Source organism: Paraphotobacterium marinum (assembly GCF_002216855.1).
Taxonomy (GTDB): Bacteria; Pseudomonadota; Gammaproteobacteria; order Enterobacterales; family Vibrionaceae; genus Paraphotobacterium; species Paraphotobacterium marinum.
In genome coordinates, this window is record NZ_CP022356.1 from 779,677 (window position 1) to 792,449 (window position 12,773).

12 protein-coding genes and 1 pseudogene are annotated in these 12,773 nt (G+C 29.7%); 3 read left to right on the forward strand and 10 right to left on the reverse strand.

Annotation, left to right across the window (positions count from 1 at the left end; all coding sequences use genetic code 11):
- Positions 1-81: 81 nt before the first annotated feature.
- From CF386_RS10720 to CF386_RS13745, 7 genes and pseudogenes are all read right to left on the reverse strand, one after another.
- Positions 82-1,713, reverse strand: a complete 1,632-nt coding sequence (locus CF386_RS10720; protein ID WP_089074430.1) for a peptide ABC transporter substrate-binding protein — start codon at positions 1,711-1,713, stop codon at positions 82-84.
- A gap of 170 nt (positions 1,714-1,883) precedes the next feature.
- Positions 1,884-3,521, reverse strand: a complete 1,638-nt coding sequence (locus CF386_RS10725) for a peptide ABC transporter substrate-binding protein (RefSeq protein WP_089074431.1) — start codon at positions 3,519-3,521, stop codon at positions 1,884-1,886.
- A 172-nt stretch (positions 3,522-3,693) separates the two neighbouring features.
- Positions 3,694-3,858: a hypothetical protein gene (locus CF386_RS12880; RefSeq protein WP_158522392.1), complete on the reverse strand. Its 165-nt coding sequence runs from the start codon at positions 3,856-3,858 to the stop codon at positions 3,694-3,696.
- 81 nt (positions 3,859-3,939) lie between these two features.
- On the reverse strand, positions 3,940-4,740 hold the full coding sequence (locus CF386_RS10730) for a metal ABC transporter permease (RefSeq protein WP_089074432.1): 801 nt from the start codon (positions 4,738-4,740) through the stop codon (positions 3,940-3,942).
- Positions 4,733-5,401: a metal ABC transporter ATP-binding protein gene (locus tag CF386_RS10735; RefSeq protein WP_225971765.1), complete on the reverse strand. Its 669-nt coding sequence runs from the start codon at positions 5,399-5,401 to the stop codon at positions 4,733-4,735. The genes CF386_RS10730 and CF386_RS10735 overlap by 8 nt, the downstream gene beginning before the upstream one ends.
- An 81-nt stretch (positions 5,402-5,482) precedes the next feature.
- Positions 5,483-6,679, reverse strand: a complete 1,197-nt coding sequence (locus CF386_RS10740; RefSeq protein WP_089074434.1) for an MFS transporter — start codon at positions 6,677-6,679, stop codon at positions 5,483-5,485.
- Positions 6,680-6,782: 103 nt separating this feature from the next.
- Positions 6,783-7,786, reverse strand: a pseudogene (locus CF386_RS13745) (acyltransferase).
- A gap of 178 nt (positions 7,787-7,964) precedes the next feature.
- On the opposite strand from CF386_RS13745, the gene CF386_RS10750 reads away from it, so the two are divergent.
- Complete coding sequence (locus CF386_RS10750; RefSeq protein WP_089074435.1) at positions 7,965-8,735, forward strand: AraC family transcriptional regulator; 771 nt, start codon at positions 7,965-7,967, stop codon at positions 8,733-8,735.
- A gap of 63 nt (positions 8,736-8,798) precedes the next feature.
- Here the strand turns inward: CF386_RS10750 and CF386_RS10755 are convergent, their stop codons facing one another.
- A complete protein-coding gene (locus CF386_RS10755; RefSeq protein ID WP_089074436.1) occupies positions 8,799-9,665 on the reverse strand; it encodes a metal ABC transporter solute-binding protein, Zn/Mn family in 867 nt (288 codons plus the stop codon).
- A gap of 139 nt (positions 9,666-9,804) precedes the next feature.
- Here CF386_RS10755 and CF386_RS10760 point away from each other — a divergent pair, with 139 nt between their 5' ends.
- Entirely contained in the window at positions 9,805-10,386 is a 582-nt protein-coding gene (locus tag CF386_RS10760) for a hypothetical protein (protein WP_089074437.1), read from the forward strand.
- Positions 10,387-10,523: 137 nt separating this feature from the next.
- Positions 10,524-10,925 carry a Fur family transcriptional regulator gene (locus CF386_RS10765; RefSeq protein WP_089074438.1) on the forward strand — a complete coding sequence of 134 codons (402 nt, stop codon included), beginning with the start codon at positions 10,524-10,526 and terminating at the stop codon, positions 10,923-10,925.
- Between the two features lie 46 nt (positions 10,926-10,971).
- Here CF386_RS10765 and CF386_RS10770 read toward each other — a convergent pair whose 3' ends face one another.
- Positions 10,972-11,628 (reverse strand): glycosyltransferase, encoded by a 657-nt coding sequence (locus CF386_RS10770; RefSeq protein ID WP_089074439.1) that lies wholly within the window; start codon positions 11,626-11,628, stop codon positions 10,972-10,974.
- Between the two features lie 3 nt (positions 11,629-11,631).
- The gene (locus tag CF386_RS10775) at positions 11,632-12,762 is read right to left on the reverse strand and encodes a phosphotransferase (protein ID WP_158522393.1); all 1,131 of its coding nucleotides are present in this window, start codon (positions 12,760-12,762) and stop codon (positions 11,632-11,634) included.
- Positions 12,763-12,773: the final 11 nt, after the last annotated feature.

The following is a 12,773-nucleotide window of genomic DNA, read 5'->3' on the forward strand; positions in this document are numbered from 1 at the left end:
TGCAACAAATGAAATTTTTATTTTGACAAAAATCTTGGAAACAAAACTAATTATTGAATCCAAGATTATTTTTTTAGCGAATTAATATTCAATGAGATATAAGTTTTTAGAATAGATATAATTTAGTGCATCATTCATTGGGAAACCTTTTACATATGGTTTTACAATTGTTGTTGCAGAAGTTTGAAACCATGTTACAGCAGGATAATCCTTATCTAAAATTTCCTGCATTTTTTGAAAAAATACAATTCGTTTTGTCAAATCTTCTTCCATAAATGATTTTTCGATCAATTGATCGAAATCTTTATTGGAATAACCACCTGAATTTTGAGAGCCTCCTGTTTTTAAGTTTCCATAAAACGCCATAGGATCGTTAAAATCTGCAACCCATCCTTGACGTGCCATCTCCCAGTTTCCTGTATCGAGGGTATTCAAATATGTCTTAAACTCTTGATTAGTGATGGTTACTTGTACCATTGGTAATGCCTGCTGAATCATGGCTGCAATTGCGGACATTTGTTTTTGTCTTTCATCACTTGTTGGATAAAGTAAACTAAATTTTAGTGGCTTATCTTGACTGTAACCTGCTTTTTTAAGAAGTTCTAATGCCTTTTCTTTTCTTTGCTCGGGATTCATCGATTGATATGGTGACTTAATACTTTTAAAATTAGCTGTACCCTCAACAGCAAAATTATACAAGGGCTTTGTTGCTCCTCCCATTACAAATTTTGACAATGCTTCTTTATCAATAACCAAAGAAATAGCTTGTCTCACATCTACATCGTTAAAAGGTGGTTTTTTAACATTAAAAATTGCATACTCACTTGTTAAAAAAGGGGTTATTTTCAATTGATCTCCATATTCTTTTTGAAGACTTTTAAAAAAATCACCTCCAGGCAACTGCCAACCAGTCATGTCTTCACCATTTGATTTATAGCGATTAACGTCAGCAACTCTATCATTTATAACAAGATACGTCACTTTTGTAATTATTGTATTTTTATTGTCCCAATAAAATTTATTTTTCTCGGTTACAATTTTTTCATTTATAACGTGATTAGTTAATTTATAAGCTCCATTACTAACTATATTTTTGGGATCTGTCCACTTATCTCCCCATTTTTCAATAACTTGTTTAGGTAATGGAAACATAACTGTTTGACCAAGCATACCTACAAAATATGGCGTTGGCTTAACTAAAGAAACCTCTAAAGTATGAGCATCCTTAGCTTTAACACCAAGGTCAGTCGATTTTAATTTACCATCAATAATTTCTTTTGCATTTTTAATGTTTGCAACTTCAAGATAGAATGAATATGGTGAAGCTGTCTGAGGATCTACGGCCCTTTGCCACGAATAAACAAAATTGTCAGCAGTTACTGGTGATCCATCGCTCCATTTTGCGTCATCTCTCAAGTAAAAGGTATAAGTTAAGCCATCTTTACTCATTTCCCATTTTTTAGCAACACCTTCTGACGGTTCTCCATTATCATTAATGGTAATTAAACCCTCAAAACAATCTATAGCTACCCTTGCTCCATAAGTATCTTCAATTAATGTAGGATCTAGGGAGCCCGGTTCTGCTTGATTATTAAATGTTATTTGCTGATTTTTTGCTAATTTTGCACCTTCTGGAACCTCAGCAGCAAAAGAAGTTGAAGTAAAAATAAATAAAAAGAACCAATAAAACAAATGTTGAATTAATTTATTCATAATAGTAACCAGTCAATTTAAATATTAATTAAAGTATTAATGAGAACTGGAATTTTTCAAAAAAATAATACAAAAAAAATGAGAATTGAGGCTTTTTAAACTTATATAAAAATAATAAAAAAAAACCTCAATCAGAATTGAGGTTTTTATGAGCTTATATTAAAAATTAATTAGTGTTTAACTAAATATAAATCTTTAGAATAAACATAATTTAAAGCATTATTCATTGGATACCCCTTAACATAAGGTTTAACTAAAGTTGTAGCTTTAGTTTGGAACCAAGTAACCGCAGGGTATTCTGTTGATAAGATTTCTTGCATTTGATTAAAATATTTTTTACGTTTATTTAAATCTTGCTCTAAATATGAAGCTTGAATAAGGTCATCATATTTTTTGTTTGAAAAACTACCATAGTTAGATGGTGAACCAGACACCAAGTTTCCGTAGAAAGTCATTGGATCATTGTAATCTCCAACCCAACCATTTCGAGACATTTGCCAATCATTAGTATGAAGTGTTGATAAGTATGTTTTCCATTCTTGAACTTCAATTGAAGGTTTAACAAATGGAACAGCCTGGGAAATCATCGCTGCTACAGCTTCGATTTCTTTTTTACGCTCATCACTCGTAGAATATAAAATACTAAATTTCAATGGATTACTTGCATTATACCCTGCTTCATTCAACAGTTTTGTTGCCATTGCGATGCGTTGTTCTTGTGTCATCGTCTGATACGGTGTTTTAATAGGTGAGAAGTTTGCTGTTCCAGCTGGTGCAAAATTATATTGAGGAGCCGTCGCACCACCCATCACATATTTTGACAATGCTTCTTTATTAATTACTAAGGAAATCGCCTTTCTTACTTTCACATTATTAAATGGTGCAACTTTAGTATTAAAAAGAGCGTATTCATCAGATAAAAATGGAGTAATTTTAAGTTGTGAACCGAAGTTAGCTTGTATTTGTTTAAATACTTCTCCACCTGGTAATTGCCATGCACTAATATCTTCGCCACCAGATTTATAACGATTTAAATCTTGATTTCTATCTGGAATTACTAAATATACAACCTTATTAATAACTGTATTTTTATTATCCCAATATTTTGGATTTCTAACAGAAACTATTTTTTCATTTACAACATGTTTTGAAAGCTTATATGCGCCATTTCCGACGAAATGTTCTGGTTTAGTCCATTTGTCACCCCACTTCTCAACAGTAGCTTTTTGGACTGGGAACATACATGCGTTTGATAGCATACCAATGAAGAATGGAGTGGGTTTTTCAAGTTTTACAACTAAGGTATAGTCATCTTTAGCAACAACTCCTAACTTACTTGCAGGCATTTTTCCATCAACAATTTGAGCAGCATTCACAATATTACCCATTTGTGGATAATAGGCATAAGGTGCTCCAGTTTTTGGATCAACTAATCTTTCCCAACTATAAACAAAATCTTTTGCAGTAACAGGAGAACCATCAGACCACTTCGAATCTTTTCTTAAATGAAAAGTATATGTTAGTCCATCTTTACTTTCTTCCCATGATTTTGCAACTCCAGGAACAGGGTTACCATTACCATCAACGTTGACCAATCCCTCAAGTAAATCATCTAAAATTCTATTGGCGTAAGCACCTTCATTTAACTGTGGATCTAGGGTTTGAGGTTCAGCTTGGTTATTAAATGTTAGGGTTTGATCTTTAGCTAACTCAGTTCCAGCAGGCACATTCGCAGCGAAAGAAGATGTAGACAACATACCCAACAGAGCTGTTGCAATAAGGGTTTTTCTTAAACTTTTATTGTTCATTTTTAGTCCTTGTGTGTTTGTAAAAATATTTTTTTTTTATTTTTTTAACACAAATGAACAATAATTTAAAGAAAAAAGTTAAAATTTATATAAGTTTTATTTATTAATAGTAGAAAAAAAATAAATCTAAAGGCACAAAGTCCTTAAAAAACTTAGCTTTATTGAAGTTATTTTAATCAATTTTTTTGATACCTTTATATAATGCCTGCATAGGTTTTTGATTATCACATAAATCCATAAAATATTGCTCGGCTTCAACATCCGAGTTAGCTTCAAATTCTACTTGAACCTCTTCACTAAAGCCAAAACATTGTACAGCGTATCCAACGTATTTCATGCCTACCACCTATCAGTAGATTAATATTAACAATTTAATTATAGCTAAAAAATGTTAAAAATTGACTTTATTTTTTAAAATTTATTCAGTGCGTCGAAAAATTTTAAAAATGTAACCGACTAAATAAATAGAACATAAAATCATAGTGATTAAAAAGCTTGTTGGTATATTAAAGTAAAATGTAATTACAAGTGATAACCAGATTGATATTAAAGAAATAATAATACTTGTAAATATCATTTTAAATACATTATCACACCACTGAGTTGCTATTGCACCTGGAATAATCATAAGTGCAAAAATTAAAAGAGCTCCAACAATTTGACAGCCCATTGAGACTGAAATTGATAACAAAAGCGTAAAATAAACATTTATATTTTTCATTGGAAACTGATAGGCTCTTGCTAACTCCGGATCAATAGTTGTGAAAATAAAAACTCTATATAAAATAGAGATACCTATAAAAACGATGACACATGAACCCAGTAGAATCCAAATCTGTTCCAAACTAATGGACAAAATATTTCCAAATAATATACTCATCACACTTCCAGAATAATTATTTTGAAAAATAAATAGAAAATAGGCACCTAAACCAAGAAAAAAAGATAGAATTACACCCACAGAAAGATCATTTTTTTTAATTTTATCTCCAAATAATCCAATTAAAATAGCAACAATTGCATTAATAACCAGTTGTCCCACAACACCTGGAAGCCCTACTAAAGCCGAACCAGCAGCACCTGTCAAACTTGTATGGCCAAGTGCATGAGCTGCAAAAGAGCTTCTTCTTAAAATTACAAAAACACTCATTAAACCACATAAAATACCAATCATGGTCCCTGCTATAAAAGCATACTTCATAAATTCGTAGTTAAACATAAAGACAGCTCTCCAGATTTTCAATAGTTTTGTGATAATGTAACTGCTGTTCACTAAAATGCATGAAACCATCTAATTCTTGGTATACTTCTCTCATTTCATGTGAAATCATCAAAACATTTAACTCTCTTTGTTCTCGAATACGGTGAAGGGATGCAATAAAAGCTCTTTTAGATTTAGGATCAAGATCTGCAAGTGGTTCATCTAGTAAAAGTAATTTAGGTTGACTGATTAAAGATTGGACTAGAAATATCCTTTTTTTTTGTCCTCCTGATAAAGTTAAAAACGGTTGATGAATATAGCTTCCAACATCTACCAAATCTATTAAATTATTCAGAAAATTACGATCAATTTTTTTTTGCTGTTTAATCTGGGGAGAGCTTAAAGTATATTTCACTAGGGAGTAACCCGTCATTTTATCTGGCAAATTTAGCTCTCTTTCTTGAGGGATATAACTAATGAGATTATTTGAGTTCTCTGGCTTTTGATTAAAAATTAATATCTCACCTCTCAGAGGTTTAATAATACCTAAAAAAGTTTTAAATAAGGTTGTTTTTCCAATACCATTTTTCCCAACAACTCCTAACCATTTGTTATCAGAAATTTTAAGGTTTATGGGATTAGTTATGGGTTTGTGATAACCCAAAACCAGATCTTTCATTTCTATCATAGAGAATATAAGAATATTTTAAAATGATACAATATACCAAATCGAATGGTATAATGCATCATTTAAAATTTATTAATTCTTTATAATATCTTTTGCCTCATATCTATTGGAAAAAAGTTTTCTTAATGATAACAGTGAAATTAATAGAAAAAATGACACAAAAACCACTGTAAATTGTAAGATACTGCTTAAAGGAATAAGGCCCATCAAAGATACGATTAAAGTTGCTGCGCCCACATTTATAAAGGACATAACGCCACTCCCAATGGCTTTATCTGCTAGGGATTTAGTGGCTAAATAACTCCCTGGACCCATAATAGCACCTAAAAAAAGATAGAAGAACATTGCCATTACAAAAAATAGTGATGTACTCACAATATATCCTAGAGCAATTAAAACCCATACAAAAAGTAGTGGAATCATCATAATCAATAGTAAAAATATCGTCCTTTCAGGAGATGTTTTTTTCATCAAATAATTAGATAAAAAACTACCCCCAATCATCCCTATTGTATTTATAAAACTATATGATCCATACTCTTGTGGAGAAAGAGTTAAAACTTGAGAGCAATATATAGGTGAAAAAGCTGTATATCCATAGGAGAAAATAGCTAACAAACTAATTATAAAAGCATAAAAAATTAAATTTTTATCTTTAAAAGCATTACTATAATCTTGAAAAATATTTTTAATATTTATACTTTTTTGTTCTGTAAGTGTTTCCTTAAATTGCCAAGTTAGGAAGAACATTACTATACCGTGGAACAATAAAAGCCAAAAAATACTATACCAACTAAAATATTGAGTAATTAAACCACTTATAAAAATTATAAGGCTAATCCCAACGCTAAATGCAAAAACTGAGAAAGAAAGAGCTTGTTTAGCTTTTTCTTTACTTAAACTTTCATGAATTAAAGTATATGTTATTGCTAAGCCAGCTGAAGCACCGAGAGCACTTAAAAACCTCCCTAGTATAATTATCCCAAATAAATTTAAATAACCGGCTATTAAACAAATGATTGAACCTATAATGTATATTAACAATCCCGCTCTCAGGGTATTGAGACGTCCAAACCTATTGGCAAATGGTCCATATACCAATTGTCCGATTAAGTAACCTACTAAAAAAACAGATACAATAGCATTCGTCATCACATCTGAAAGATGCATAGATATTTTAATATCATGTAATCCTGGTGAAATTGCAGCTGCTGCTAAGGAAGCAATACTTATATAGGTCAATAACAAGCCTATTTTTAGATTGTTCATTTCGTTACTCCAAATAATTATAAATTGGAGTCATTTTACAAAACATGGAGGTTTCAAATTATAATTATTAAGACGAAGTATTGTTCAATTCGGACATGTTTATTTATGGAACCAGCCATCTTGTCATTTGGAATTTTGACAAAAAATGAACAGTGGCAAAGGATAGAGTAAAACTAATGATCCCCCAAAGTAAAATATTAAAAATAGTTGGACCAATATAAATATCATAATTTCTTGTTGGCCACAAAAATATGGGATGTATTAAGTAAATACCCAAGCTGTATTTGCTAATTAATGATAATTTTTTTTGTATTTTAATAGAAATATAACCACTAAGCTGCCTGACAATTAAAAAAATCATAGTCGCAATCAAGACTGTATTGAGTGTCTTGTATGAAAACCATAATCCAATATCATATGTTTGAGATATGAAACTGTCTTTTAAAACAAAATAGTTAGATATGATTAAAGATACCAAACCCAATAAACAAAAAATAAAATATTTAAGTTTTTATTTAAATATAAATAATACCCTAGTAATAGAAATCCACCATACATAAACAAATCATTAGTCCAGAACCCTTGAATAGAAAGCAAATACATTAAAGTTAAAACTAACCAAATCAAGATAATAAACTCCACAGAGTTATTTTCTGTATTTGTTTGAACCATGTACCTAAGAAAAGGAATAATAAAATAAAGAGGAATAAAATAATAAAAAAAACCCAAATGATAATAAGCCTCATGATGATAAAGGTTTTTGAGTGTACTTAAAAATATATCATACTCAAAACCAGCACTTGTGAGACCCGATAAAACTGTAAAAAAAAGTGACCAAACTAAAAATGGAATAAATACTTTAAAAACTCTTCTTTTGATAAAGTAATTCAAATCAAATTTTCTAGTGTCACTCAACATTAGTGCACCTGTAATCATAATAAAAACTGGTACAGCCCAACGAAGAGAACCATTCAACCCAATTGCCATTGCCCATTCATAATCAGGTATTTTTCCAATTTGTTCTCTATAAGGTCCTATTGAATGGATTAATACAACAGCGACGCAGCCAACTACACGCAAATTATCAAAAAAAGTAATTTTTTTCATTGTAACTCAAACTTTTTACACATAATAAAAATGTAGAACAACTTGAAAAAAAATGCTTACTTTCTTGTCGTTAAACGAGTTTATCTAATTAATTTGAAATGACATACAAAAAACCTTTATTATCTTGCAGTGAATATTATATATTAATTGATATACAATAAAGTTTAAAAAGTACGCTATGAAACAAATAGAAGTAGCCCCTGAAGAACATATTAAATTTATTGATGAATCAAAACTTCCTTTGATAACAAACCCATTTAATGAAGAGTGGAATCATTATGAACATTCACACAATAAAACACAAATTACCTTCGTGGATAATGGACTCTTAAAAGTTAATATTGATAATCAGATATATTTAATTACTTCAGGTTTTTTGATTTTGATACCACCAAAGTTCAATCACTCTGTCGAAATTCAAAAAAACTCAAAATTACTGACTGTTTTCACAGAGACACAACTAATGATTAAACCAAATTGTATAATGGCCACTCCTTTCTTAAAATCACTGCTAATTAAGCTTGATAATACATTCCCAAATGAACAATTACCAAAACAATTAGCCAATTCTTTTTCAGAAATACTAAAACATGAAATAAAAGATATTAGCTCAGAAACAAATTATAAAATGCTTGTGCCAAAAAATAAAAAGCTTGTTTCAATAATTTCTTATATTGACGCCCATCTATCTGAAAAATTATCCTTATCAGACATATCTTCTCGCTTTTTCATATCAGATAGACATTTAAGTCGCTTATTTAAGAATGAAACAGGGCTTTCTTTTTCAGACTGGATTCAAAAATATAAGTTCTTAATATCAGTGAATAGGTTATCAGTTGCAAAAAGTACTACTGTCGTTGCAAAAGAGTTAGGTTATGATAGTGATAGTTCTTTTATTAAAATGTTCAAAAAGTTTACAAATGGAAAAACACCATCCAAATTTTTTTAAAAAAATGGAAACCCAAAGTACGTATTTTGCACTATGGGTTGAGAGAATTATTCAATTCTAAAGTTACTTTAAAACTTTATCAATTGCGTCTAACTCTGATAAAAACCATGTATTAACATCAGTAACACCCTTTGGAAGAGTTTCAGTTACACCGACAACAGGTACATTATTTTTCTTAGCTAAGTCTTGAATATTAGTCGTTACTGGATCCGTTACTTGGCTATTGTAAAATAAAACCTTAACCTTTCCATCTTTGATATTGTTTTGATATTCTGCTAATGCTTTTGCAGATGGATCTGCATCATTCATTATTGTCCACTGAACATCTTTCCCAACCATATCAAATCCTAGTGCGTCTGCCATGTAGCCAAAAACTGGTTCAGTTGCAGTAACTGTTACGCCTTTTGTTTTAGATTTAAGTTGCTCTATTTTAGCTAATACCTTTTGATGTTCTTTTAAGAAATTTTGAAGATTAGATTCAAAATAAGCTTTTTCTGCTGGCATTATTTCGGTAAAAGTTACAACTAACTTCTTGGCTAAAGTTGGGAAAGTTTGAGGATTATACCATAAGTGAGGGTTCGCATCTTTACTCGTAATATTCATCAATTGGCTTACTTCAATCACAGATCTTTTACCATCTTTATTTTTAGTATTTAGTAGTGTCTTACTCCATGGATCATAATCAACACCATTAAAGATAAAAACTTGAGCATTCGTCATAGCTTTACTTGTTTTTGCGGAAGTTGTAAATAAATGTGGATCTGCATCAGGGTTATTCAAAATACTTTCAACATGAACATATTTGCCACCAATGACATTTGCTACAGAGCCATAAAAGTTTTCAGCAGCAACAACATTAATTTCGTTAGATTTTGCAAGTGCTAAACTTGAACACACTAATAGGACTAGACCTAAAATATACTTTTTCATTTAAATTCCTTAGATATGATATAACATCACGGTAATTCTATAATATATATTTTTTTTTCAATATAATTTATATTGGCATTGAACTAATTAATAAAATTACACTCAAAATTATGTCTTATTTATTTAGAAGGAATCTAGAATGAAAACAAAAAATATAATAATGTCAGTAGTATTTCTTGGTATTGTTTCAACTGGTGTTTATGCCGTTACTGCAAACAAATCAAGTCAACAAAGTAATTTAACAAAAAAAAATCAAGAAATTCACTTATATACATCTGCATCGACAAGTTCAAAAGTTATACAAGACTACCCTCTTACTAAAAGTTTTGTTGTAATTTATCAAGATCCTAAAAACAAGGATTGGTTTAAAGTCGGTGACCAAAGAAATGGTCAAGTAGGCTGGATTAGCAACACACAATATAATCAAGCAGTAAGCAATTATCAAAAATCTTTATATAACGAAGATCATTTTAAAACACAATCCGTTTATATTACAGAGACGCGTACGAAGGATAACAAGCCAAAAATGAATATTGAGGTTTACCAAAATGGTAAAAAATTATCTGAAAAAGAGGCTCAGAAGGTCTACCAAAATATAAAAATAAACGAACAGAAATCGTCAAGAGAGTTTATGCAAGAACAAAAAGCCATTAATTACCAAGTCCACCTAATGAATCAACAAATGGATGAATTAGATAATCATAATATGATGTTTAATTAATACATAATAAAGCCCTTAAATTTATTTGATTTTTGTTATAAAATATCATTAACCAATTTTTTTAAGGGTAGCAATATGACTAATCAGCAAAAAACATTTTCCACTATTGAAACTCATTGTTTGCGTGAGGATGTCAAATTAACTCCCAAGAGAAAAAAATTCTTGATATTTTATATAAATCAGAAGCGCCTTTATCCGCTTATGAAATAGCCGATTTATATAATCATGATGAAAAAAAACCAATGCATGCCATGTCAATTTATAGAATATTAAACTTATTTCTTGGAATAAATATTATTCATAAATTAGCATCACAAAATAAATACATCTTTTGCTCACACATAACTTGTGATCACAACCATGTTGCTCAACAATTCCTTATTTGTAAAAAGTGCAAAAAAGTAAAAGAGATTGAGTTAAATCCAGCTCTAATAAATGAGCTGAATGCAAATATCAAAAAATCTGGATTTCAAATCGATGGTCCTCAACTGGAAATCGACTGCATATGTGAAAAGTGTGCTAGAGATGACATTTTGTAATATCATTTTTTGGAATTTAAATTTAACCCTTTTTCATAAATTTCATTCATTTTTTTGTGCTTATCCCTATTGCAAAACATAATTTTAAAATAAAATTCATACATGATTGAAAAACTATTCCATTTTTTTCAAATCTTATGGCTGATGTTTGAGAAACAAATTCTATTCGAATAGGCTTATAAACCTTTTTTAATAGATTACAAAGTACTGTGTCTTCAAAAATCTCATGAGGTGGCATGTGATTAATTTCATCTAAAATATGTTTTTTAACAAAAATACAATGATCCAAGTAGTAAATTTTTCTTATATCTCCACGAATATAATTTGAATACCATGATGTAAATTTATAAAACCATCGTTTTTCAATAAAATTATGAGTTAGTGCTCCCCAATGAAAACTTTGATGATGTTCTTTTAAAAAATCAATTGCACGAATATCTATCAGCGAACGGGGATGATGATACAGAATTATATCCCCATTAGCTCTTTTGGAACCATATGATAGCCGTTTGCCACGAGATTGAAGTGGAACAGAATAATATGTAATTGAATAATTTTTAATTTTACCTAAAAAATCACTCTTACTGTCAAGATCTACCACAATAACTTCAATATTTTTCAAGCTTCTTAGGTTCTCTAGAGTTTGAAAAAAAATATTATTTTCACCATCGTTATGGGTTGGAATAATTATACTGATTAACATTTATTAAAACTTTACTCCATTAACCAAATCAAGAGGTAATTGGTAGGATTTGGTATTTTGAACCAAGTCTTGTCCGAACTTAATTAGAAGCAATTCTGATTCATCCATCTTAATATCTGTAAAATTAAATACAGGAAAATTTGATGCTCCAATTATACGCCGCATAATTTCACATCCACAAAACTTGATAGATTCAAACCATAATTTATCAAAATATTGCTGGAGTTCTGAACTAGTTTTCAAGTTATCTTCTAAAATAGAAAATTGGTCTTTAAAACCATTCCAAAAATCATTCAAAAATTCTAACACCTTCAATCGATCCTGGCCTGGCACAACTAAAATAACTATAATATGGGCTATAAAAACACCAATATCAAAAGAAGAAGGGCCAAAGCAACAGAACTCATGATCAATTATTTTGATACTATCATTTAAATTTGACATCACGCTACCAAGATGAAAGTCGCCATGAATTAAAGACTCTGTATCATTTATATATTTAACTTTTAATTTTTTTATTTCATCTAATAAATATTTATTATTTTGTATCAATTCAACTTCTTTAACTAAATGTAAACCATAGTTGTTAGTTTCATGCTCTTCATATGGATAATTAAAGATATAATCAATATGTAGATTTTTTAGATTGTTATCTTGAAAAATCTTTTGTTGATGACCCATCAATTTACTTTTACCGTATTTGTCCTGAGTTAAGAAAATCATATGAGCCAAAAACTGTCCTATCTTACCAAAGTTAATATGATCCGTTTTTAAAGAAAGCCTTGTTAAAGTTTCATGCTCATGTAAATATTCCATGATAATGAATTTATTTAATTTAGAATATTTGAAAATTTTAGGAGAAAACATTTGTAAATGTTTATTTAGAAAATTATAAAACTCAATTTCAACTAAGATCCGATCACTCGATAAATAATAATTTTTCCCCAAACAAGGAATATAGTTAACTGACTTTTTGATGATCATAGAATTTTTAATTTCGTCAGAGCAAAACTTAAAAACATAATTCATGTTGCCATCATTAATTCGATTTGCATTAATATTTTCAGGAGGTATTTTAAAAATTTCAGAAACAGTAAAAGTTAAGTCTTCCTTAATATCTAATAGATCTTCCATAAATGTTGTCA